This is a genomic window from Streptomyces sp. NBC_01433 (assembly GCF_026340105.1).
In the GTDB taxonomy this organism is placed as follows: Bacteria; Actinomycetota; Actinomycetes; order Streptomycetales; family Streptomycetaceae; genus Streptomyces.
Genome location: NZ_JAPEPM010000001.1, coordinates 114863 through 136492 on the forward strand (window position 1 = coordinate 114863; position 21630 = coordinate 136492).

The following is a 21630-nucleotide window of genomic DNA, read 5'->3' on the forward strand; positions in this document are numbered from 1 at the left end:
TACGGGTGTGAGCTGGCAGGATCGCGGCCATGCTCCACGCACCGTCCCGATTCGGCCGACGACGCACCCTTCAGGGGGGCGCCGTCGTCGTGGTCGTTCTCGGGCTGCTGCTGTGGTGGGTACTCCCCCTGGGGGAGAGGACGCCCACCGGCTCGCTGACCTTCTCCACCGGCGTACACAGTGGTGTCTACCAGCGGTACGGCGAGCGGCTCGAAGGAGCCCTGGCCAAGGACATGCCCAAGGTGTCCGTACGGCTGCAGACCAGCGAGGGCTCGCAGCAGAACCTCGAACGGGTCGCGACGGGGAAGGCCGACTTCACGATCGCCACCGCTGATGCCGTCGCCACCTATCTGCGGGACGGCAAGCCCGGCGCACAGCGGCTGCGCGGCTGCGTACGGCTGTACGACGACTACATACAGCTGGTCGTGCCCCGGGACTCCGCGATACGCAAGGTCTCCGATCTGCGGGGCAAACGGGTGGGCGTGGGGCAGCAGGGGTCCGGCGTCCGGCTGGTCGCCGACCGGCTGATGAACGCGGGGGGCATCGATCCGAGGACCGGGATCACTCCGGTGTCGGCCGGCATCGACACGATGCCGACCCGGCTGGCCAACGGACTGCTCGACGCGTTCTTCTGGTCGGGCGGTCTGCCGACCGGCGCGGTGCAGGAGCTGTCGGACCGGTTCGCCATCCGGCTGGTACCGCTGGAGGATGCGCTGATCGCGCAGCTGCAGGCGGCGGGTGGATCCACCCGCTACTACCGCTCGGCGGTGATGCCCGCCGACGCCTACCTGGACGCGCAGCAAGGGCAGTCCGTGCCCACGGTCGCCGTCGCCAATCTGCTGGTCACCACGGACCGTACGGATCCGGCGATGACCGAGGCGTTCACCCGGACCGTGATCAACAGCAGGGACCGGATCGGGCGCGAGGTGCACGCGGCGCAGCTGGTGGACCTGCGGACGGCGATCTACACCGACCCGCTCCCGCTGCACGAGGGGGCCGGGCGCTACTACCGGTCGGTCAAGCCCTGAGCGCCTGGTCCCATGAGGTGGCCCGCCCGGTCAGCTGTGCGGAGTGTTCCGTGGCGCCGACACGGTCACCCGCAGCCCGTGCGGCTCGTGCGGGGCGTACGCGATCGAGCCGCCGCCCGCCGCGAGCAGCACCCGTGAGATGGACAGCCCCAGGCCCGACCCCTTGACGTTCTGGTGCCGGTTGCTGCGCCAGAAGCGGTCGCCGATACGTTCCAGTTCCTGTTCGGTGAGCCCCGGTCCGCGATCGGCGACCACGACCGTGGCCCGGTCGGCCTCGGCGGCGACCGTGACGCGTACGTCCTGGTCCGGCGGCGTGAACTTCAGGGCGTTGTCGATCACGGCGTCGAGGGCGCTGGAGAGGGCGATGGGGTCGGCCCACGCGGTGACCGCCGCCGCCCCGTCCAGCGTCAGGATCACGCCCTTCTCCTCCGCGAGCGGGCGCCAGGAAGCGACCCGCTCGGCGGTGAGCGCGCCGATGTCGGTGAGCTGGAGGTCGGCCTCGGTGTGCTCGGCCAGCGCGAGGTCGAGGAGATCGTCGAGGACCTGGCCCAGGCGCTTGCCCTCCGTCCGCACCGAGGCGATCTCCTCGTTCCCCTCGGGGAGTTCGAGGGCGAGGAGCTCAATGCGCAGGAGCAGCGCGGCCAGTGGGTTGCGCAGTTGGTGCGAGGCGTCGGCGACGAAGGCGCGCTGCTGCTCCAGCACATCCTCCACGTTGTCGGCCATCTCGTTGAACGAGCGGGCCAGGCGCCTGAGTTCCGGCGGGCCGCCGGAGGCCGCGACCCGTGACCGCATGCGGCCGCTGGCGATGTCGTGGGTCGCCGCGTCCAGGATCCGTACGGGCAGCAGCACCCAGCCCGTGAGCCGGAACGCCGCGCCGACGGCCACCAGCATCGCGAGGGCCTCGCCGAGGGCGATGAGCAGCCAGCCGTTCAGCGTTCGGGACCTCATCTCACCGGTAGGTGAGTCGATGACGACGACGGCGACGACGTCACCGTCCCGTACGACGGGCGAGGCGACGACGACACGGCCGTTCTGCCACGGCCAGACCTGGGGCGGATCGTGGGAACGGCGGCCGAGCAGTGCTTCCTTGAACGCCGCACGCCCCTCCCCCTCGACGGGCAGGAGCCAGTCGGAGGGGGCCTTCGCCAGCGGTCTGTCGTCGCGGAAGAAGACGCCCACCCGGATCCCGTACACGGAGTCGTACGCCTCCAGCTCCGCCTGGAGGGTGCGTCTGCGTTCGTCGTTCTCCGGGATCGGCTCGCTGACAAACTGTGCCAGCGCAGCAAAGCGCGCAGTGTCATCGATACGGTCGATGACGACGCGCTGCTGTTCGGCGGCGGCCACGCTCACCGCGAGCGGGAAGCCCAGGGCGAGCAGAACGGCCGCCATGAGGACGATGAGCAGTGGAAGCAGGCGGGTGCGCACCGGGAACGTACGCCCTTACGCGGACGGCGAGACGAGCCGGTAGCCGACGCCCCGCACGGTCTCGATCAGTGCAGGCAGCCGCAGTTTGGAGCGCAGGGAGGCGACATGCACTTCCAGTGTGCGCCCCGTTCCCTCCCAGCTGGTGCGCCACACCTCGCTGATGATCTGCTCCCGGCGGAAGACCACACCGGGCCGCTGGGCCAGCAGCGCGAGGAGGTCGAACTCCTTGCGGGTGAGCTGGACTTCCTCGCCGTCGACGCTGACCCGGCGGGTCGGCAGCTCGATATGAACCGGTCCGAGCCGCAGGGAGGCAACGGGTGTCGGCGCGGTGTCCTCGCCGGTTGTGGTGCGCCGGGCGACGGCGTGGATACGCGCGAGCAGCTCACCGGTGTCGTAGGGCTTGACGACATAGTCGTCGGCGCCGAGGTTGAGGCCGTGGATGCGCGAGCGCACGTCGGCGCGCGCGGTCACCATGATCACCGGGGTCGCGGTCCGCTTGCGGATCTTTCCGCACACCTCGTACCCGTCCTGGTCGGGCAGCCCGAGGTCGAGGAGGATGACCCCGAAGGGCTCCTTCTCCGCGGGCAGCAGGGCGCGCAGCGCCTCCTCGCCGTTGCGGGCGTGCACCACCTGGAAGCCGTGCCGGGCGAGCACGGCGGACAGGGCCGCCGCGACGTGGTCGTCGTCCTCGACGAGCAGCAGTCTCATGGCCCTCCTTTCCGTCTCCCCGGGCCTTACGGGCCTCCGGGCTACTTGCTGATGTCGCATGGCATTACGTGCTGTTACGTACCGATACATGGCGTTTCACTCCGCGTGGCCTCTGTGAGGCTTCCCGTTCAGCGGCGTTTCACGTCCGATCTCTTCAAGGCATCCACTCCGATGACGGGCACGTCAGTCAAGGGCCTGCCGGTTACAGCAGGGTTTCCGTTATGCACCCGGTACGCCCCGGCGCTGCTCCAGGCGTCCCGTTCACGCGGAGTGTCCGGTTGCCGCCGGATCGTTATGCTCAATTTCCGCTCAGATGTAATGACTCTGGTCGCACTGCGTCACTAGTGTCCTTGCCAACCGAGGAGGACGGAGCAAGAAGCCGATGAGCGGAGTTTCAGTGACCAAGGCCGCCGAGGATGCCGCGCCTGCGGCGAACGACCTTGTCGTACTGAGCAACGTCAACAAGCACTTCGGCGCGCTGCATGTGCTCCAGGACATCGACCTGACCATCGCCCGTGGCGAGGTCGTGGTCGTCATCGGGCCTTCCGGGTCCGGCAAGTCCACGCTGTGCCGCACCATCAACCGCTTGGAGACGATCGACTCGGGCGCGATCTCGATCGACGGCAAGCCGCTGCCCCAGGAGGGCAAGGAGCTCGCCCGGTTGCGCGCCGATGTGGGCATGGTCTTCCAGTCGTTCAATCTCTTCGCGCACAAGACCGTGCTGGAGAACGTCATGCTGGGCCAGACCAAGGTCCGCAAGACCGACAAGAAGGCCGCGGAGGAGAAGGCCCGGGCCCTGCTCGACCGGGTGGGCGTCGGGGTGCAGGCCGACAAGTACCCGGCGCAGCTCTCGGGCGGCCAGCAGCAACGCGTCGCCATCGCGCGGGCGTTGGCGATGGATCCCAAGGTCATGCTCTTCGACGAGCCCACTTCGGCGCTCGACCCCGAGATGATCAACGAGGTCCTCGAAGTCATGCAGCAGCTGGCCCGGGACGGGATGACGATGGTCGTCGTCACCCATGAGATGGGCTTCGCCCGTTCGGCCGCCAACCGTGTCGTCTTCATGGCGGACGGGAAGATCGTCGAAGAGGCGGTGCCCGACCAGTTCTTCAGCAATCCGCGCAGCGACCGGGCCAAGGACTTCCTGTCGAAGATCCTTCACCACTGACGACAACGACCTACGACATAAGGAAAGTTCACATGAAGCTCCGCAAGTCGGCCGCTGTCGCGGCCATCGCTGTGCTCGCCCTGACCGCGACCGCCTGTGGTGGCAAGGAGGGTTCGGCCGGCGACAAGCCGTCCGGGACCAAGCCCGGTTCCTCCGAGGCCCCGAAGCTGCCGACGTACACCGTCGCGACGGGTGTCGACCTGGACTCTCCGGCCTTCAAGGAGGCGAAGAAGCGGGGCAAGCTGGTCATCGGCGCCAAGGCCGACCAGCCGTACCTGGGCTTCGAGGACCAGTCGACGAAGGAGCGCTCCGGCTTCGACATCGAGATCGCCAAGATGATCGCCGCCGACCTCGGCTTCTCCGACAAGCAGATCGAGTGGAAGACCGTCGACTCCGGCATCCGCGAGACGGCGATCTCCAAGGGCCAGGTCGACTACTTCGTCGGTACGTACACGATCAACGACGAGCGCAAGAAGCAGGTCGGCTTCGCGGGCCCGTACTACAAGGCGGGCGCCGACCTGCTGGTGCGCAAGGGCGACACCTCCATCACCGGCAAGGAGTCGGTGAAGGGCAAGAAGGTCTGCTCGATCGTCGGCTCCACTCCCCTCCAGGAGATCAAGAAGCCCGAGTACGGTGCGAGCGTCGTCGAGCTCGCCAAGTACTCGGACTGCGTGCAGCAGCTGCTGACCAAGCAGATCGACGCCGTCACCACCGATGACTCGATCCTCAAGGGCTACGCCGCCGCGAACTCCGGCAAGCTCCAGGTCGTCGGCAAGCCGTTCACCGACGAGCCCTACGGCGTCGGCATGAACAAGGACGACAAGGCGCTGCGCGAGGCGATCAACAAGTCGCTGGAGAAGCACGTCACGGACGGCACCTACAAGAAGATCTACGAGGCGACGCTGGGCCTGTCCGGTTCGAAGTACACCGAGCCGCCGGCCATCGAGCGCTACTGACCGCGGCCTCGTCGCCGAAAGCGTCCTGCCCCACCGCCGGTTCCGCGCCGCTGACGTCTCGTCACCGATGCGGCGCGGGTGACCGGCCCTGACGCCGTACGCGTGATCGAAGCGTCCCGTACGCCGCCGCTGCCGCCCCTCGCGGACGCGGTGTGTGTACGGGGCGCCCCTTCCCCTGCCCTGATGCCGCTGACCGCCGACGCGGAGACCTCATGAACGTACTGCTCGACAATTTCCCAGAGTTCCGCGACGGCTTCATAGGAACAGTGTCGATCACCGCCGTCAGCTCGGTTATCGCCCTGGTCCTCGGTGTCGCCATCGCCGGCTTCCGGGTCTCGCCCGTGCCGCCGCTGCGGATCTTCGGCACCGCCTGGGTGACGCTGCTGCGCAACACCCCGCTGACCCTGCTCTTCCTGATCTTCTACTTCGTCGTCCCGGAGATCCTCTTCCCGGGCATGAGCCCGTTCCTGCTCGGATCGCTGGCGCTCGGCTTCTACACCTCCTCGTTCGTCTGCGAGGCGGTCCGTTCGGGCATCAACACCGTTCCGCTGGGACAGGCGGAGGCCGCGCGCTCGATCGGCATGACGTTCGCCCAGACACTGCGGATCGTGGTGCTCCCGCAGGCCACCCGGACCGTGATCCCGCCGCTGAGCAGCATCTTCATCGCCCTCACCAAGAACTCGGCGATCGCGGGCGCCTTCAGCGTCACCGAACTCTTCGGCTGGCAGAAGCTGATGAGCGACAGGGGCTACGAGATCACTCCCGTCTTCATCTGGGTGGCCCTGGGCTACCTGGTCGTCACCTTTGTCATCAGCGGCCTCTTCCGGCTGCTGGAGCGTCGCATGGAGGTCGCCCGATGAGCGCCAGCGTTCTCTACGACGCACCGGGACCCAAGGCCGCCGCACGCAACCGGATCTACGCGGTCCTGGGCAGCCTCGCCATCCTGGCGCTGCTCGCCGTCAGCATCATGCGGCTGTCCGACAAGGGCCATCTCGCCCCCGAGATGTGGGACATCTTCAACTACTCGGGCATCCGGCAGAACATCGCCGACGCCCTGGTCGCCACCCTCAAGGCCTTCGGCCTGGCCGCGATCGGCTCGCTGGTCCTGGGTGTGGTGCTCGCCGTCGGACGGCTTTCCGACCACAAGCCGGTCCGCTGGGTGTCCGCCACGTTCATCGAGCTGTTCCGCTCGATCCCGCTGCTGATCACCATCTACGCCATCTGGGTCGGCTTCCTCACCGACTACTCGATGTGGGCCCTGGCGCTCGGCCTGTCCGTCTACAACGGCTGTGTGCAGGCCGAGGTGCTGCGGGCCGGCATCAACTCGGTGCCCAAGGGACAGAGCGAAGCGGCGTACGCCCTGGGCATGAGCAAGACCCAGGTCATGGTCAGCGTGCTGATCCCGCAGGCCGTCCGGGCCATGCTGCCGACGATCATCAGCCAGCTCGTGGTGACCCTCAAGGACACCTCGCTGGGCTTCATCATCCTGTACCCGGAGCTGCTCCAGACGGCCCGCCTGATCGCCTCCAACACTCAGGTCAACGGCCAGTACCCGTACGTCTCGACGATCGCGGTCATCGGCACCATCTACGTCGCGATGTGTCTGCTGCTGTCGGCGCTCGCGACCTGGATCGAGAAGCGCGGGCGGCGCGCCAAGACCGGCATCCCGGTGGCCGCCGCCACCGGGACCACGGACGTGCTCGACGCACCCGGCGGCCCGTCCGCCCCCGGCACGGGGGGCATCGGAACGGGCACGGGGGGCGCAGGGGGCGCAGGCATCGCCAAGACCACCGCTACGGATGGCACGGACGAGATCGGTGGTGGTGACGGGGCCGGAGTGGGCAAGGACTGACCCTTCCCACCAGGATCATTCGAGGCAGCGGCGCACGCGTCGCTGCCTCGGTCACTTGACGCAAGCACCCCCAGTGGGTTGCATACGTTCTGTGATCACGCACCCGGCTTCGACCGCCACGTTCCGCACGACCGTACGGGCCGGAGGGCACGCGCCGTGGACCCGGTGATCGTCGTCGGCGCCGGACCCGTCGGTCTGACGCTGTCGCTCGCCCTCGCCGCGCAGGGCGTCCCCTCCGTCCTCCTGGACGAAGGTCCGGGCAAGCAGGAGCCGCGCCCCGCACGCACCGTCGTGCTGCGCGAGGACACCGCCGACCTGGTGGAACGGCTCGGTTGCACAAGCCTGGACGAGTCGGGCCTGCGGTGGACCGGCTGGCGTTCGATGCGACGCAAGCAGGTGGTGCGTGACGTACCGCTCGGCGGGGAAGAGGGCGGAGCGCCACTGTCCGCCCCGGTCCATCTGCCGCAGCACGCCCTCACCGCCGGCCTGCGGGACGCGGTCGGCGCGCAGGATCTGGTGCGGCTGGTGCCGTTCAGCCGGATCGACACCCTTGAGCAGGACCCCGACGGGGTCACGGTGCACACCAGGGAGCCCGGTTCGACGTGGTGGCGCGGGAGTTATCTGGTCGGCTGCGACGGCGCCCGGTCCACCGTGCGCAAACTCCTCGACATCAGGTTTCCCGGTCGTACGGCGGTGGAACGGCACGCTGTCGCCGCGCTGCGCGCCGAACTTCCGTGGCCGGACCGAGCCGTACTGCACCGGATGCCGCCCTGGCGCAATGGTGGCGCCGAAGTGACCGCGCGACCGCTGCCGGACGGCGTCTGGCGGCTGGACTGGCTCCTTCCGCCGCGCGGCGAACTGGTCACCCCCGATGCTCTGATCACCCGGATCCGGGACACCCTGGCGGGGTGGTGCGGTGAGACACCGGCGTACGAACTGCTGGACACCGGGGTGTACACGCTGCATCACCGGCTCGCCCGGCGCTGGCGGGTGAAGCGCGCCTTCCTGGCGGGCGACGCCGCCCATCTGCTGGGGGCACTGGGCACCCAGGGTCTCGACGAAGGGCTCCGGGACGCGGAGAACCTCGCCTGGAAGCTGGCGCAGTCCTGGCACCACGGCGCCGCTGACCTGCTGCTGGACAGCTACCAGGCCGAGCGCAGGGCCGCGGTCGCCGCACGGCTGCGCGCCGCCGACCAGTCGCTGCCGATACTGCGCGGCGGTGGAGGGCTGCGGACACTGGTGCCGGGCGGTGCGCGAGGACACGACACCCTGCTCGCCGACGGTCACCTGGGGTGCGGACCGCTGGGCGCACCCCCTTCGTACTCGCACTCCCCCCTTTCGCCGCAGCACGACGAGGCGCACACCCCTGTGGGTACGCCCCCCGGTGCGCCGGTCACCGATGTCGGGGTGACGGCGCCCGACGGGAAGACCGTGCGCTTGCGCGAACGGCAGGGGCGCGGGCACTTTCTGGTGATCCTGATCGCACCGGGCACCGGGGTGTGGGACCGGCGCCACTGGCTGACCGCGGGTGTCATGCCACGGCTCGTGGAGGCCGTCGACGCGCTGCCGGTGAGGAGCGAGCTGCTGGTGGCCGAGAGGTACCCGGGGGCATCGGCCCACACCGTGCTGCTGGTCAGGCCGGACGGGCACCTGGTGGCGGCCTTCGGCGGTGTGCGGCCGGCGGAGCTGTTCGCGGCGGCGGACGCGGCACGCGGCGGCGGTCGTTCCGAGGACGGGACCGGCCACGATACGGAGACGGCGCACTCGGTGCGTGCCTCCGTCGGCTCCGACCGGACCGTCGACATCAATTGACCGTCGCAGGCGCACATGGTGTACTCCAGATCATGACCGACACCGATGTGCGCCTGTGGCGGAGGGTCCATATGGACCTCGTCCGTTACGCGGGCTGCGTGTGTCGTCCGTCCTGCTGAATCGCCTTCCCTTGCCGGCCCGTGCCGCTTTCCGCACGGCTGTGCCTTCGCGCGAACTCTCAGGACGGTCCCTGTGTCTGCACCCTCCGCTTCCGTAACCACGGCTGCCTCCGATTCCCCCTCCGGCGCCGGTTCCCCGCACGTCTCCGATTCTCCCTCCGGCGCAACCGACCTCTCGGGTTCCGCTGTCTCCGCTGTCTCCGCGTCCGGAACCCCCGCCGGGCCGGGCGTCACGGAACTGCTCGACTTCGTCCGCCGGACCGCTCAGGACACGGCCCTCATCGGCTCCCTGCCCCTCGACCCCGAGGGCCGCACCTGGGTCCGGCTCGCCGGCCCCGGCGGCAGTGAGGCATGGCTGATCGGCTGGCCCCCCGGCACCGGCACCGGCTGGCACGATCACGCCGACTCGATCGGTGCCTTCACCACCGCGGCGGGCACCCTCAGGGAACACTCGCTGGCCGCACGGCTGCCCACCGACGGCTGGAAGACCCTGGAACTGAGCGAAGGGGTCGACCGGGCGCGCGAGTTGACGACAGGTCAGGGCCGGGCGTTCGGACAGCACCATGTGCATGAGGTCCTGAACGAGTCCGACAGCGAACACGCCGTCTCGGTGCATGCCTACTATCCGCCGCTGCCACGGATCCGCAGGTACAGCCGGGCGGGCGCGGTACTCCGTCTTGAGCAGACCGAACGTCCGGAGGACTGGCAGTGAGCGCGGGCAGCAGCGGTACCGACGGCGTCACGAACGCTGCGGAGCGGGTGGGCATCGACGAGTTGCTGGAACGGGCCAGGGCCGGTTATGACCGGATCGGGCCGCAGGACGCGGCGGCGGCAGCGGCGGACGGAGCACTCCTGGTGGACATCCGCTATGCGGCGCTTCGGGAGAAGGACGGCCTCATTCCGGGAGCGCTGGTCGTGGAGCGCAACGAACTGGAGTGGCGGCTCGATCCGTGGGGAAGCCACCGCGCGGCCGAGGCGGTCAGCCACGACCTCCGGATCGTGGTGATCTGCAACGAGGGGTACGCGTCGAGTCTCGCGGTCGCGTCGCTGAGGCAGTTGGGACTGCACAGGGCCACCGATCTGATCGGCGGATTCCAGGCGTGGCGCGCGCACGGGCTCCCGGTCGACGTCTGACCGGAAGCACCCTCGTGACCGGGAGCGCCCTCGCGTGTCCGAAAGGGGTGGCTACTGCCTGGATGTGGCCACCTCCACCGGTCGGGTTTTCAGCGCCAGCCGACCGGGAAGAGCGGTCGCGACCAAGACCAACAGGGCGGCCGCTCCCACCACTTCCGCGTACACCAAAGGCAGCACAGTGGGCGCCGCGCTGCCGGTCATGCCGACACTGAACGCGGTCAGTACGGCCAGCGCGATACCGGTGCCGAGGACGGTGGCCAGGAGCAGCACCGCCAGTGCTTCGATCCGGAGCATCCGCAGGACCTGTCGGCGGGTTGCCCCGGCCAGCCGGAGCATCGCGAACTCCCTGATCCGTTCGGAGACCGACATGGCGAGGGTGTTCACGACGGCGATGGCGGTGAAGGCCAGCACGAGGCCCATGGCCAGATAGTTGACTTCGGCGTTCGCCTGCGCGCGGTCGGCCTGGAGCCGGTCGACCGCGGCCGGTTCGAGAACGGCGATCCCGGGAAACTCCGCGATCCCGGTGGCGAGTTCGTCGCGGTCCAGGTCCGAGGCCACCAGGACCTTGGCGGCCAGCGGGTTGTCCATGTGGCGGGCGAGCTCGTCGTGCGGCAGGGTCAGATCACCGAAGCCCAGCCCACGGGCGTACACGGCGACGACGGTGAAGGTCGCCGGGGCCCCATCGCCGAGGTGCAGTGTCAGCCCGTCGCCGGGGCCGAGACCCAGCCGGTCGGCCGCGAGTTCGCTGATCGCCGCAGGATGAGCGGTCGCGGTGAAACCGGTGAGCGAACCACTGGTGACATCGGGGTCCCAGGTGTGGCTGAGACCGGCAGGGGTGACGCCCTGGGCCGTGTACTTGTCGAGGCCCACGCGCACGGTGGTGCGTACGACTTCGGTGGCGGCCGAGACCCCGGGCGTCGCCCGGATCTTCCGGGCGGCGGCGGACGGGACGCCGGGGCCCTGACCGACCAGGACCGCGGTGGCGCGGGTGCCTTCACGGGCCTGCGTACGGGCGGCGTCACCGAGCGTCGGCTGGACGAAGAGAACGGTGCAGGTCATCCCGATGAGCAGGGTGAGGGGGGTGACGACAGCGGCCATCCGGGCGGCGTGGCCGCGCAGGTTGGCGGTGGCGAGGCGACCGCCCGGACCCGCCAGTCGCAACGGTCCGGCGAGCAGCGCGGCCGTCGCCCTGACCAGGAGCGGCCCCAGCAGGGAAACGGCGGTGGCCAGCACGACCACCGCGAGGAAGGTGACCGGGGTCGAGGCCGCCTCGGTGCGCAGGATTCCCAGTACGGCGACAAGGACGAGACCGCCCGCCAGCAGCACCAGCCCCGCGGCGATCCGGCCCCACGCCGGGCGGTCCCCCTCGACCGCGGCCTCGGCCATGGCCTCCGCAGGTCGGATACGGGAGATCCGGCGACCCGAAATCCTCGCGGCCGCCCAGGCACCGACGAGAGTGATGGCGACCGCGGCGAACAGCGGGAAAATGCCCGTGGTGCGTTCCAAGGAGGCGGGGACGGCACCCATGTCGATGAATCGACTGTGCAGCCGGCCCGCGAGCGGCAGCCCGGCGAGCGAGCCCAGCACCCCGGCCACGGCTCCCACCAGCAGCGCTTCGCGGCCGAGCAGTCGGCGGACCTGGCGCGGAGTGGCGGCGATGGCGCGCAGCAGGGCCAACTCGCGGTGGCGCTGCTGGATGGAGAGCGCGAATGTACCGACGACGACGAGGACGGCGACGAGAAGCGCGGTACCGCCCATCGCGCCTCCCATGGAGATGAGTTTGATACGGGCGCCCGCGGCGTCCAGGAACTCGACCGGCCCTCGTTCGTCTCCCGTGGCGACCTGCGCCGTCGTGCCCTTGAGCGCCCGCTCGACCCGCCGTTCCAGCCGGCCGAGGTCCGTGCCGGGCGCGGGGATCACGCCGAGGGCGGACACCTGGGCGGGGCGAGCGGCGAGCCGTTCTGCCTCGGCGGCGGCGAAGAAGAGTGAGGTCTGCTGCTTGAGGTCGGCGCGATGCGCGTCGTCGGCGCGATGCGCGTCGTCGGTGCGGCCCTCGCCGCCGGAAGACGTGGGAGCGGCGATTCCGCTGACGCGGTACGGGCGCGGAGCGCCGGTGGACTGCACGGTGAGCCGGTCCCCGGGCTGGAGTCCGGCCCGCTCGGCGAGCCCGCGGTCGATCACCACGTCGGCGGCCGAGGACGGGGCCCTGCCTGCGATGATCCCGAACGGCGTGAGCGGTGCGGAGGCCCAGGAGTGGCCGTACGAGGGGCGGTCCGCGGACATGTGCTTCCGGCCGCCGGACAAAGGCCGGGCCAGGAAGGTGAGCTCGGGGATCACCGCCTGGACGGCGTCGAGGGCGCGTACCCGGTCGGCGGTGGCGGCGGGCAGCCAGGCACGCTCGGCGACGGGCTTCGCCTTGTGTTTGGTCTTCGTCTTCCCGTTGCCCTTGTGCTTGACCGTGGTCCGGTGGACGTTCTGGTCGGCCGAGACGATCAGCGGGGTGGCCGCGTAGCGCTCGGTGGTGATCCTTCCGCGCAGACCGGTCTCCAGAAGAGTTCCGCAGGCGGTGATGAGAGCGGCGGCGCACATCAGAGCCAACAGGGCACCGAGGAATCCTCCCTTCCGGTCCCGGATCGTCTGGAGTGCGTAGCGCGGCATCATCGTGCGTCCGTCTCTGTCCGGTCGATCGTGGAGGCGGGGGCCGGGAAGGCGAGCAGGCGGGTGTGGACCGTGCGGGACGCGGGTGGGACATCGTCCTCGGGCCGCTTGTAGCGGTTCATCAGAGCGATGTACTCCTCGAAGAACTCACGGAGTTCGGGGAGGGTCAGCCGCAGAGAACCGCGCGAGTACGCGAAGGCGTCGGCCCACTCGCCCTCGTCCGGCTCTCCCGCCCCTTCCGCCTGCCCTGGGGCCGTCGGCTGTCCGCTTTCACGGGCGGGCAGCGGGGCGTCGCGCTGGAGCCGTTCGAAGAGGGCGAGGTCCTCGGCGTACGCATGGTGGTTGAGCTCGTCCATGACGAGCCGCGTCTCGGGGTTCTGGCGGGACCTGAACGGGAAGCGCCGGTCGCCCGGAATCGCACGCCACCATCTGCGGCGGCGGGCCCCTGGGGCTTCGGCCCCGGAACCGGACGCTTCCGCGTCTCGGGGCCCGGTGTCCTCGCGTTCGGTCCTCGCGGGTTCGGTCTCCACGACGAACCCGTACCGGGCCAGTTCACGCAGGTGATAGCTGGTGGCTCCGGTGTTCAGACCGAGAGCACGGGCCAGGCTCGCGGACGTCGCCGGGCCGTGCAGGGTGAGGTGCTGAAAGATCCGCTGGCGTCGCGGCTGGGCGAGCGCCTTGAGCGCCGCCAGTTCGGTGGTCTCGGTACCGCCGGGCTTCTCTGCCATGGCGTACACACTGTTCTGTGCACAGATATCTGTGCACTGGAGCGCGCCTGCGTCTTGGTACGGGGGTTAGCCCCCGTACCAACGCGCTCCTCACCCACTCCCTGGTCCGCCCCCTACGCCCTTCACCACACCCGAACGCCACACTCCAGTGGAGCAATCGCCGTGCGCGACCGACATTCGCCTCATACAGAGGACCGAAATGTACGGAGATGTCGCACTGATGGAAACCGCTGCCCTCACCCCTGATCAGCTCGACCTCCAGGCTGCCCGCCTTCATGAAACGGAGGCGTGGCAGCAGATCGTCACAGGCTGGGAGTACACCGCCCCCGCGCCCGCGTTCCCCCCGGCGTCGGCGTCGTCGGCACAACCGGCCGAGGAATCTGCGGAGGAATGGGCAGAGGATCCGGCCGCGGCGGTGAACCCGGCTCGGGGCGCGGCGCGGGACTCGGCGCGGGACTCGGCCGACTGGCGAAGCCTGCTGTCCGTACCCGTCGGTCAGCTCATCGACGATTCGATGCGGACACTGCCCGCCGCCCCGCCGCGCGAACGCCCGCTCCCCGGACGGCTGGGTGCGGTGCTGCCCGACCGCGTCCATGCCTGGCGGCGCGTCGGGCAGCCGGACCTGCGCCCCTCCACCCAGCTCGGCTACGCACGACAGGTCCTGACCGAGTGGGGCTGGCAGAACACCCCGTACCGGCTGCGCAACGCCCGTGGCGCCCGCTGCGTCTGCGGCGCCCTGCTCACCGCGCACCGACTCGGTTACGGGTCCCTCGGCACCGTGAACCGGGCCGGGGCCTGGCTGATCACCGAACTCCGCTCCCAGGGCTGGCCCGGACTGATCGGCCCCTGGAACCGGCACCCCGGCCGCACCGCCACCGACGCCCTGGCCCTGATCGACGCCACCATCCGCCGGGCATCGTCCGCCGGACACTGATCCGCCCCGCCACCCACAAAGGCGACCCCCGACCACCGACCGAAAACCTTGCCCCACCCCGTCCCGACCGCGCCCCCTCCCCCGCCCCCGTGGACGGACCACCGCCCGGTTCAGAAGGACTCGTCCAAGCCTTCCGTGTCCTCGCCCTCCTCCTCCAGCGCCTGTCGCACCACGCGCAGGGCCATGCCTTCCCCGTACCCCTTGCGCGCGAGCATGCCCGCCAGGCGGCGCAGACGTTTGTCGCGGTCCAGGCCCCGAGTGGAGCGGAGCTTGCGTGCCACGAGCTCGCGGGCGGTCTCCTCCTCCTGCTCCGAGTCGAGCCGACCGACCGCCTCGTCGATAAGGGCGGAATCCACCCCTTTGGTGCGCAGTTCGCGGACGAGGGCGCGGCGTGCGAGCCCTCGTCCGTGGTGCCGGGATTCCACCCAGGCACCCGCGAACGCCGCGTCGTCGATCAACCCGACGTCCTCGAAGCGCGACAGCACTTCTTCCGCCGCCTCGTCCGGGATCTCCCGCTTACGCAGGGCGTCCGCGAGTTGCTTGCGCGTTCGAGGGGTCCCGGTGAGCAGACGCAGACAGATGTTGCGCGCCTGCTCGACCGGGTCTCGCGGTTCCCCCGTCTCGGCCCTCGACGAGGAGGGGGAACCGCTGCTTCTGGTGCCGGAGCGGCCACGTCGGCCCGCCCCTTCGCCGAACCCCGTTCCCGCTCCCCCGCGGGACCGGGAACGGGAACGTCCTGCGGGACCGTCCCCCGGTTCGGACACGAACCCTTCGCCGGGTCCGCCGGTGAACTCGGGACCGGGTCCCGCGCCGGATTCGTCGGCGCTGCCCGGCCACTCCGTACGGCGCGTCACGGTCTAGCTCTTTGCCGCCGCAGCCTTGGTCGGCTTGGCCTTGGCGGCCGACGCGGGTGCCGCCTTCGCCGCACCGTCGGTGGCCGCCGCCGCATCCGCAGCCGGCTCGGCCTCCGTCTTGGCCTTGTCCTTGTCCTTGTCCTTGTCCTTGTCCTTGTCCGGCCGGACGCCGACACCCAGCTTGTCCAGGATCTTCCTCTCGATCTCATTGGCGAGATCGGGGTTGTCCTTGAGGAAGTTGCGGGAGTTCTCCTTGCCCTGGCCGAGCTGATCGCCTTCGTACGTGTACCAGGCACCGGCCTTGCGGACGAAGCCGTGCTCCACGCCCATGTCGATCAGGCCGCCCTCGCGGCTGATTCCCTGGCCGTAGAGGATGTCGAACTCGGCCTGCTTGAAGGGCGGCGCGACCTTGTTCTTCACGACCTTGACGCGGGTGCGGTTACCGACGGCGTCGGTACCGTCCTTCAGCGTCTCGATCCGGCGGATGTCGAGGCGCACCGAGGCGTAGAACTTCAGGGCCCGGCCACCGGTCGTGGTCTCCGGGGAGCCGAACATCACACCGATCTTCTCGCGGAGCTGGTTGATGAAGATCGCGGTGGTCTTGGACTGGTTGAGCGCGCTGGTGATCTTACGGAGGGCCTGGCTCATCAGACGGGCCTGCAGACCCACGTGCGAGTCACCCATCTCGCCCTCGATCTCCGCACGGGGCACCAGGGCCGCGACGGAGTCGATGACGATGAGGTCGAGGGCACCGGAGCGGATCAGCATGTCCACGATTTCCAGCGCCTGCTCACCGTTGTCCGGCTGGGACAGGATGAGGTTGTCGATGTCGACGCCGAGCTTCTTCGCGTACTCGGGGTCGAGGGCGTGCTCGGCGTCGATGAACGCCACCGTGCCGCCGAGCTTCTGCGCGTTCGCCACGGCGTGCAGCGTCAGCGTCGTCTTGCCGGAGGACTCCGGCCCGTACACCTCCACCACACGGCCACGCGGCAGGCCGCCGACGCCGAGTGCGACGTCGAGTGCGGTCGACCCGGTGGGAATCACCTCGATCGGCTCGTTCGGCCGCTCACCGAGGCGCATCACCGCGCCCTTGCCGAATTGCCGTTCAATCTGTGCGAGTGCGGCGTCCAACGCCTTCTCGCGGTCGTTTCCTGCCATGGGTTCCACCCGATTTGCTTGAGTCGATCGCTTCACGTCAAAGACGCTAACCCCTGCCACTGACAATGGGCCTCGACGTCCTCCCGGCCTGTGGACAACTCCACGGTCGAGCCCGGGAAAACCCGGCCGGAATCCCATGAGAATGGATGTTCGATTTCAGTGTCAAGCGCACCACGCCGGGCCCGCGCAACCGAGAGTAGCGCCTTATATCAGTCGACATCCCACAAGTCAACACTGAGCGCCGATTCTCACGCCAAATTCGACCCATAAAGGGTCATTTCACTCAAGCCTTTCGGATCCCGGCGGCACAGGTTCCAGGGCGGCCCGCCGACGTCACCGGATACCGCTGCGACACCGCGGCCCGCTCCGGGCCGCGAGGTGTCAGCCGCGACCGCCCGCCCCGGCGGCACAACCCGAGCCGCCGGCACCCCCTGGCTCATCAGCCCCATCGGACCCATCGGACCCCTCAGCCCCATCGGACCGGTCCGAACCATCGGATCCGGCCGACCGGTCCGGCGGTCCGCTGTTTCCGTCGCCGCTGCCCGGGGCGGATGCGGCACGGCGAATCCGTGAGAGCACCGATTCGCCACGCCCCCAGCGATGGCGGCCGTGCACTCTCGGGTCGTCCGTCACGTCGTACCGCTTCACATAGGCGCCGAGGAACGCCTGGAGTGTGGCCACGGCCGGGATCGCGATCAGCGCGCCGACGGCGCCCATCAGCGCCGTACCCGCGATCACCGAGCCGAAGGCGACCGCGGGATGGATGTCCACGGTCTTGGAGGTGAGCTTGGGCTGGAGCACATAGTTCTCGAACTGCTGGTAGACCACGACGAACCCGAGCACCCACACGGCGTACCAGGGGTCGACGGTGAAGGCGATCAGCATCGGCAGGGCGCCCGCCAGATACGTACCGATGGTGGGGATGAACTGCGAGACCAGGCCGACCCAGACCGCGAGAGCCGGGGCGTAGGGCACTCCGAGGATCACCAGCAGGACGTAGTGCGCGATGCCGGAGATCAGGGCCATGAGACCGCGCGAGTAGAGGTAGCCGCCGGTCTTGTCGACCGCGATCTCCCAGGCCCGCAGCACCTCGGCCTGCCGGGCGGGCGGGAGAACGGAGCACAGAGCACGCCGCAGCCGGGGGCCGTCGGCCGCGAAGTAGAAGGAGAACAGGAAGATCGTCAGCAGCCGGAACAGTCCGCCGAGCACCGTCGTGGAAACATCCAGCACGCCGGTCGCGCTGTTCTGGACGTACTTCTGCAGCCAGTCGGAGTGGAGCAGGCTGTCCTGCACCTCGACGCGCGAGAGGTCGGTGTTGAAGGTCTGGTTGACCCAGCTGATCACCGAGTCGAGGTACTTGGGAAATTCATCGACCATGTCGACGATCTGACCGGCGAGCATCGAGCCCAGCAGCACGATGAAGCCGACACCGGCTATCAGCACGCCGAGGAAGACGAGGAACGTGGCGAGGCCGCGGCGCATGCCACGGGCCGACATCCGGCTCACCGCGGGCTCGATGGCGAGCGCGAGGAAGAACGAGATGAGCACATTGATCAGCAGCCCGATGAGCTGGTCGAACGCCCAGCTGCCGAGCCGGAAGCAGGCATAGAGCGCCAGTGCCAGCACCATCGCGCGCGGCAGCCAGCCGGGCATGCGAACCGGCCCCGTGCCGGACGGCTGCGTCGGCGGCGCGTCCGTCGGGACGGGCGGGGAGGCGGATGGCTGGGTCTGGGCGGTCTCGTCTGTCGGTGCCACGGAACAAGTCTCGCCTACGCCGGTGACAGTCGGCCGCCCACCCCGTGAGCACTGGTCGCGGCGACGTCCATGGGCCCGTCAGCGCTTGTGAGCGGGGATGTCCACGGACCTGTCAGCGCTTATGGGCGGGATACGTCCACAGGCTTCTCAGCGCTTATGGGCGGGTACGTCCACGGCCTTGCAGACTCCTCGCCAGACGTCCTTGGCGTCCCATCCGGCGGCGAGGGCCTGGTGCACCGTACGGCCGCCGAGTTCGGCCATCACGTGGTCGTGCGCGAACGAATCCGCGTACCCCTCACCGAAGTGGTCCGCCATCCGTTCCCAGAAAATCGTCAACCGCATGCCACCAGTATCCCGCTCCTGAGAGTGCAGCCGGGCCGCTACGCATCTGCCAACGGCACTTTCCGCTCTACGGTCGGTTCATGGCTGGAACCAGAGCAAACCCACTCGCCCGCGCCGAGCAGTTCATCTGGCTCACCGCCCGCGTCCTCGAACAGCGGCGGTTCGCCCACGACTTCCTCGAAGGAAGTACGGACGCGGTCGAGACGGCACTCGCCGCCTATCTGAACGAGGACGGCGGCTACGGCCACGCCCTCGAACCCGACCTCCGCGGCCCTGTGAGCCAGCCGCTGCACACCGCCCACGCGCTGAACGTTCTCGACTCGATCGGCCGCTGCAACGGACCGCGGGTAGAGCGGATCTGTCGCTATCTGACCGAAGTATCGACCAAGGAGGGCGCGCTGCCCGCGCTCCTGCCCACACAGCGTGGCTATCCCGCCGCGCCATTCATCCCGATCGTCGACGACCCGCCCGCCGAGCTGTTGGCCACCGGTCCGATCGTCGGACTGCTGCACCGCAATCAGGTGTGGCACGCCTGGCTGTTCCGGGCCACGGACTTCTGCTGGGATGCCGTCGACACCCTGGAGCAGTCACATCCGTACGAGATCGAGGCGGCGGTCGCCTTCCTGGACGGTGCTCCGGACCGCGCCCGCGCCGAGGCCGCCGCGGGCCGACTGGGACGGCTGGTACGCGAGCAACGGCTGGCGGTGCTGGACCCGGAGCGGCGGGCGGAGTATCCGGGCTCGCCCGGCTACGCGCCGGGTGAGCACCACTTCCCGTACGACTACGCCCGTACACCTGGGTCGCTGGCACGGCGCTGGTTCACCGACGAGGAGCTGGACCGCTCGCTCGACCACTTGGCGGCCGAGCAGCAGGAGGACGGCGGCTGGCCGGTGAGCTGGCGCCGGTGGGCACCGGGCACGGAGCTGGAAGGCCGTCCCCTGGTGACGCTGAAGGCACTGCACACCCTGCGGGCGTACGGCCGCAGGCTCAGCTGACCGGGCCGGTGCCGTTCAGCCCAGCGCTCGTACGCCCGCCGTCACCACGACGGCGGCGCCTACCACGACCAGGAAGGGGGCCCGCAGAGCCAGCGCGAGCGCTGCCGCGGCGAGGCCCACGCCTCGGGCGTCGAGCACCAGCTGCCGGCCGTCCCCGAAGGTCTGCTGTGCGGTGAGGGCGGCGAGCAGCGCCACCGGGAGGAGTGCGGCCAGGCGCTGCACCAGTGGCCGTTCCAGCACTCCGGCGGGGACCACCAGCCCCAGGAGTTTTGCCAGGTAGCAGCCGACCGCGGTCAGTCCGATGGCGATCCAGACGTTCATCGACGCTCCTCGGTCTTCTTCGAGCGCCCCATCAGGAACAGGACCACGGGTGCGGCGAGTGCGGACAGGAGAACCGGTAGCCCCGCGGGCAGTACGGGCAGCAGGGCCAGGGCCAGCAGCACCGCGAGTGCCGCCGTGACGCGTTCCGTGGTGCTCTTCAGCATCGGCGCGAGCAGCGCCAGGAACACCGCGGGACTCGCCGCGTCCAGCCCCCAGGCGTCGGTGTCGCCGAGCACCTCGGCACCCAGCGCGCCCACCAGCGTGGTCAGGTTCCACAGCACGTACAGGGTGAGCCCGGTGACCGTGAAGCCGATCCGCGCGGCCCGCCGGGTGGGCTGGGGCAGCGTGACAGCCGTCGTCTCGTCGATGACCCACTGCGCGGCGAAGGGACGTACGGCGCGCGGCAGGGAGAGCAGCTGCGACAGGCGCAGGCCGTAGAAAACGTTGCGTATGCCGAGAAAGAACGCTCCGGCCGCCGCGGTGTACGGATTCCCGCCCGCCGCGAGCGCCCCCACGAGAGCGAACTGCGAGGCTCCGGTGAAGACGAGGAGGCTGAGCGCGCAGGTCTGGAGAACCGTGAGTCCGGATCCTGCCGAGGTGACGCCGAACGCGAAGCCGGAGAGCCCGACGGCGATCCCGACGCCGAGCGCGTCCCGTACGACCGCCGTGTCCGGCTTCTCCCGCGCGGCGCCGACGTCCGCCCGGCCGGTCTGCCCGCAGGGTGGGACGCCGGATGGGACGCCGCCCGGGTCCGCGCTCTGAGGGGATGCTGTCTGTTCTGCCACGCCCGGAACGTTACGGGGAGAGGTCCGGGCCGGTCTTGTACGTTCTTGCGCGCTCGCGCTGGTACGCGCCCGGTGGCACCCCCACGATCCGGGTGAAGTGACGGTTGAGATGCGGCTGATCGGTGAAACCGACGGCGGCCGCGGCGTCGGCGGGGGTGACACCCGCGTCGAGCATGCGCCGCGCCCGGCGCACACGCGCATCGGTGAGCCAGGTGTGCGGCGGCATCCCGTAGCGCTTCTTGAAGGCCCTCAGCAACGCGAACGGGCTGGTACCCAGCTCGGCGGCCAGCGTCTCCAGGGTGGGCGGCCCGGTCATCCGGTCCTCCAACACGGCCCGGGCACGGGCGGCGTCGTCGGCGCCTGCGGCGTGCGGCGCCAGGGTGGGCAAGGGGCTGCCGTGCCGGTTCAGCAGCCGGGCCACCATGACCCGCAGCAGGCTGTCGGCGGCCAGCGCGTTGCCCTCCTCCGCGGCACGGTGTATCTCGGTGATCAACCGGGCCGCCCGGGGGTCGGCCGCGCTGGTCTCGGCGAACCCGACGGTGCCGCGCAGGTTCGTCACGTCGGCCGCGATGTCGTTGATCACCTGGGCGGACGGATAGAGCGTGGCGTACACCCAGCCCTCGGGGACTCCGGCGCGGGCGGTGTGCGGCACCTCCGGATTGATCATGACCACCATGCCGGGGCCCGCGTGCACCGTGCCGCCGGGCAGTCCCACGTCCTCGACGCCGCGGGTGATCGTGCCGAAGACGTAGCCCTCGTGGCTGTGCCGGGGGAACGTGTGGCGGACGTACCGGGCGCGCAGAAGATCGAGGTCGGGCAGCTCCGCGTGCTGCCAGTACCTCGCCCACTCCTTAGCCTCGTCCCCTCCCGCCATAATCGAATTCTCGCAGGTCCCGGC

Annotated in this window: 23 protein-coding genes; 12 read left to right on the forward strand and 11 right to left on the reverse strand. The window is 69.8% G+C overall.

Annotation, left to right across the window (positions count from 1 at the left end):
* The first annotated feature begins 29 nt into the window (after nucleotides 1-29).
* Complete coding sequence (locus OG413_RS00470) at nucleotides 30-1028, forward strand: TAXI family TRAP transporter solute-binding subunit (protein WP_266802241.1); 999 nt, start codon at nucleotides 30-32, stop codon at nucleotides 1026-1028.
* Between the two features lie 30 nt (nucleotides 1029-1058).
* Here the strand turns inward: OG413_RS00470 and OG413_RS00475 are convergent, their stop codons facing one another.
* A complete protein-coding gene (locus OG413_RS00475) occupies nucleotides 1059-2453 on the reverse strand; it encodes a HAMP domain-containing sensor histidine kinase (RefSeq protein WP_266802243.1) in 1395 nt (464 codons plus the stop codon).
* Between the two features lie 15 nt (nucleotides 2454-2468).
* Entirely contained in the window at nucleotides 2469-3161 is a 693-nt protein-coding gene (locus tag OG413_RS00480) for a response regulator transcription factor (RefSeq protein ID WP_266802245.1), read from the reverse strand.
* 382 nt (nucleotides 3162-3543) lie between these two features.
* On the opposite strand from OG413_RS00480, the gene OG413_RS00485 reads away from it, so the two are divergent.
* The 9 genes from OG413_RS00485 to OG413_RS00520 all read left to right on the forward strand — a co-directional run bounded on the left by OG413_RS00485 (nucleotide 3544) and on the right by OG413_RS00520 (nucleotide 10202).
* On the forward strand, nucleotides 3544-4329 hold the full coding sequence (locus OG413_RS00485; protein ID WP_266802247.1) for an amino acid ABC transporter ATP-binding protein: 786 nt from the start codon (nucleotides 3544-3546) through the stop codon (nucleotides 4327-4329).
* Nucleotides 4330-4361: 32 nt separating this feature from the next.
* Nucleotides 4362-5285, forward strand: a complete 924-nt coding sequence (locus OG413_RS00490) for a glutamate ABC transporter substrate-binding protein (protein ID WP_266802249.1) — start codon at nucleotides 4362-4364, stop codon at nucleotides 5283-5285.
* 78 nt (nucleotides 5286-5363) lie between these two features.
* Nucleotides 5364-5501, forward strand: coding sequence for a hypothetical protein (locus tag OG413_RS00495; RefSeq protein ID WP_158074432.1), 138 nt, complete (start codon nucleotides 5364-5366; stop codon nucleotides 5499-5501).
* On the forward strand, nucleotides 5498-6145 hold the full coding sequence (locus OG413_RS00500; protein WP_073721870.1) for an amino acid ABC transporter permease: 648 nt from the start codon (nucleotides 5498-5500) through the stop codon (nucleotides 6143-6145). Before OG413_RS00495 ends, OG413_RS00500 begins: the two co-directional genes overlap by 4 nt.
* Nucleotides 6142-7137, forward strand: a complete 996-nt coding sequence (locus OG413_RS00505) for an amino acid ABC transporter permease (protein WP_266802255.1) — start codon at nucleotides 6142-6144, stop codon at nucleotides 7135-7137. Before OG413_RS00500 ends, OG413_RS00505 begins: the two co-directional genes overlap by 4 nt.
* A 156-nt stretch (nucleotides 7138-7293) precedes the next feature.
* On the forward strand, nucleotides 7294-8949 hold the full coding sequence (locus OG413_RS00510) for an FAD-dependent monooxygenase (protein WP_266802257.1): 1656 nt from the start codon (nucleotides 7294-7296) through the stop codon (nucleotides 8947-8949).
* Between the two features lie 32 nt (nucleotides 8950-8981).
* Nucleotides 8982-9068 carry a putative leader peptide gene (locus tag OG413_RS46850; protein ID WP_311605579.1) on the forward strand — a complete coding sequence of 29 codons (87 nt, stop codon included), beginning with the start codon at nucleotides 8982-8984 and terminating at the stop codon, nucleotides 9066-9068.
* A 73-nt stretch (nucleotides 9069-9141) separates the two neighbouring features.
* Nucleotides 9142-9780 (forward strand): cysteine dioxygenase, encoded by a 639-nt coding sequence (locus OG413_RS00515; RefSeq protein ID WP_266802259.1) that lies wholly within the window; start codon nucleotides 9142-9144, stop codon nucleotides 9778-9780.
* A complete protein-coding gene (locus OG413_RS00520; RefSeq protein WP_266802261.1) occupies nucleotides 9777-10202 on the forward strand; it encodes a rhodanese-like domain-containing protein in 426 nt (141 codons plus the stop codon). The genes OG413_RS00515 and OG413_RS00520 overlap by 4 nt, the downstream gene beginning before the upstream one ends.
* A gap of 51 nt (nucleotides 10203-10253) precedes the next feature.
* On the opposite strand, the gene OG413_RS00525 is transcribed toward OG413_RS00520, so the two are convergent.
* Nucleotides 10254-12863: an FtsX-like permease family protein gene (locus tag OG413_RS00525; protein ID WP_266802262.1), complete on the reverse strand. Its 2610-nt coding sequence runs from the start codon at nucleotides 12861-12863 to the stop codon at nucleotides 10254-10256.
* On the reverse strand, nucleotides 12860-13588 hold the full coding sequence (locus tag OG413_RS00530; RefSeq protein ID WP_266802264.1) for a helix-turn-helix transcriptional regulator: 729 nt from the start codon (nucleotides 13586-13588) through the stop codon (nucleotides 12860-12862). The genes OG413_RS00525 and OG413_RS00530 overlap by 4 nt, the downstream gene beginning before the upstream one ends.
* 220 nt (nucleotides 13589-13808) lie before the next feature.
* Here OG413_RS00530 and OG413_RS00535 point away from each other — a divergent pair, with 220 nt between their 5' ends.
* Nucleotides 13809-14522, forward strand: a complete 714-nt coding sequence (locus tag OG413_RS00535) for a hypothetical protein (RefSeq protein WP_266802266.1) — start codon at nucleotides 13809-13811, stop codon at nucleotides 14520-14522.
* 110 nt (nucleotides 14523-14632) lie between these two features.
* Here the strand turns inward: OG413_RS00535 and recX are convergent, their stop codons facing one another.
* From recX to OG413_RS00555, 4 genes are all read right to left on the reverse strand, one after another.
* The gene (recX, locus tag OG413_RS00540) at nucleotides 14633-15376 is read right to left on the reverse strand and encodes a recombination regulator RecX (protein ID WP_266802268.1); all 744 of its coding nucleotides are present in this window, start codon (nucleotides 15374-15376) and stop codon (nucleotides 14633-14635) included.
* Nucleotides 15377-15379: 3 nt separating this feature from the next.
* Entirely contained in the window at nucleotides 15380-16534 is a 1155-nt protein-coding gene (gene recA / locus OG413_RS00545; RefSeq protein WP_266802270.1) for a recombinase RecA, read from the reverse strand.
* Nucleotides 16535-16915: 381 nt separating this feature from the next.
* Nucleotides 16916-18187: an AI-2E family transporter gene (locus OG413_RS00550; RefSeq protein ID WP_266809790.1), complete on the reverse strand. Its 1272-nt coding sequence runs from the start codon at nucleotides 18185-18187 to the stop codon at nucleotides 16916-16918.
* 249 nt (nucleotides 18188-18436) lie between these two features.
* Nucleotides 18437-18631, reverse strand: coding sequence for a DUF3046 domain-containing protein (locus OG413_RS00555; protein ID WP_266802272.1), 195 nt, complete (start codon nucleotides 18629-18631; stop codon nucleotides 18437-18439).
* Between the two features lie 80 nt (nucleotides 18632-18711).
* On the opposite strand from OG413_RS00555, the gene OG413_RS00560 reads away from it, so the two are divergent.
* Nucleotides 18712-19626 carry a hypothetical protein gene (locus OG413_RS00560; RefSeq protein ID WP_266802274.1) on the forward strand — a complete coding sequence of 305 codons (915 nt, stop codon included), beginning with the start codon at nucleotides 18712-18714 and terminating at the stop codon, nucleotides 19624-19626.
* Nucleotides 19627-19641: 15 nt separating this feature from the next.
* Here OG413_RS00560 and OG413_RS00565 read toward each other — a convergent pair whose 3' ends face one another.
* The 3 genes from OG413_RS00565 to OG413_RS00575 are packed head-to-tail and all read right to left on the reverse strand — an operon-like array spanning nucleotide 19642 to nucleotide 21606.
* Nucleotides 19642-19947, reverse strand: a complete 306-nt coding sequence (locus OG413_RS00565; RefSeq protein ID WP_266802276.1) for an AzlD domain-containing protein — start codon at nucleotides 19945-19947, stop codon at nucleotides 19642-19644.
* Complete coding sequence (locus OG413_RS00570) at nucleotides 19944-20732, reverse strand: AzlC family ABC transporter permease (protein WP_266802278.1); 789 nt, start codon at nucleotides 20730-20732, stop codon at nucleotides 19944-19946. Before OG413_RS00570 ends, OG413_RS00565 begins: the two co-directional genes overlap by 4 nt.
* Before the next feature lie 10 nt (nucleotides 20733-20742).
* A complete protein-coding gene (locus tag OG413_RS00575; RefSeq protein ID WP_266802280.1) occupies nucleotides 20743-21606 on the reverse strand; it encodes an AraC family transcriptional regulator in 864 nt (287 codons plus the stop codon).
* Nucleotides 21607-21630 lie beyond the last annotated feature (24 nt).

What these genes read in the sequence shown, in the direction of transcription:
- OG413_RS00530 (WP_266802264.1), bottom strand. Translation starts at nt 13,588, where the DNA reads ATGGCAGAGAAGCCCGGCGGTACCGAGACCACCGAACTGGCGGCGCTC.
- OG413_RS00565 (WP_266802276.1), bottom strand. Translation starts at nt 19,947, where the DNA reads ATGAACGTCTGGATCGCCATCGGACTGACCGCGGTCGGCTGCTACCTG.
- OG413_RS46850 (WP_311605579.1), top strand. Translation starts at nt 8,982, where the DNA reads ATGACCGACACCGATGTGCGCCTGTGGCGGAGGGTCCATATGGACCTC.
- OG413_RS00550 (WP_266809790.1), bottom strand. Translation starts at nt 18,187, where the DNA reads ATGCCCGGCTGGCTGCCGCGCGCGATGGTGCTGGCACTGGCGCTCTAT.
- OG413_RS00480 (WP_266802245.1), bottom strand. Translation starts at nt 3,161, where the DNA reads ATGAGACTGCTGCTCGTCGAGGACGACGACCACGTCGCGGCGGCCCTG.
- OG413_RS00490 (WP_266802249.1), top strand. Translation starts at nt 4,362, where the DNA reads ATGAAGCTCCGCAAGTCGGCCGCTGTCGCGGCCATCGCTGTGCTCGCC.
- OG413_RS00485 (WP_266802247.1), top strand. Translation starts at nt 3,544, where the DNA reads ATGAGCGGAGTTTCAGTGACCAAGGCCGCCGAGGATGCCGCGCCTGCG.
- OG413_RS00505 (WP_266802255.1), top strand. Translation starts at nt 6,142, where the DNA reads ATGAGCGCCAGCGTTCTCTACGACGCACCGGGACCCAAGGCCGCCGCA.
- OG413_RS00525 (WP_266802262.1), bottom strand. Translation starts at nt 12,863, where the DNA reads ATGATGCCGCGCTACGCACTCCAGACGATCCGGGACCGGAAGGGAGGA.
- OG413_RS00535 (WP_266802266.1), top strand. Translation starts at nt 13,809, where the DNA reads ATGGAAACCGCTGCCCTCACCCCTGATCAGCTCGACCTCCAGGCTGCC.
- OG413_RS00500 (WP_073721870.1), top strand. Translation starts at nt 5,498, where the DNA reads ATGAACGTACTGCTCGACAATTTCCCAGAGTTCCGCGACGGCTTCATA.
- OG413_RS00560 (WP_266802274.1), top strand. Translation starts at nt 18,712, where the DNA reads ATGGCTGGAACCAGAGCAAACCCACTCGCCCGCGCCGAGCAGTTCATC.
- OG413_RS00470 (WP_266802241.1), top strand. Translation starts at nt 30, where the DNA reads ATGCTCCACGCACCGTCCCGATTCGGCCGACGACGCACCCTTCAGGGG.
- OG413_RS00555 (WP_266802272.1), bottom strand. Translation starts at nt 18,631, where the DNA reads ATGCGGTTGACGATTTTCTGGGAACGGATGGCGGACCACTTCGGTGAG.
- recA (WP_266802270.1), bottom strand. Translation starts at nt 16,534, where the DNA reads ATGGCAGGAAACGACCGCGAGAAGGCGTTGGACGCCGCACTCGCACAG.
- OG413_RS00575 (WP_266802280.1), bottom strand. Translation starts at nt 21,606, where the DNA reads ATGGCGGGAGGGGACGAGGCTAAGGAGTGGGCGAGGTACTGGCAGCAC.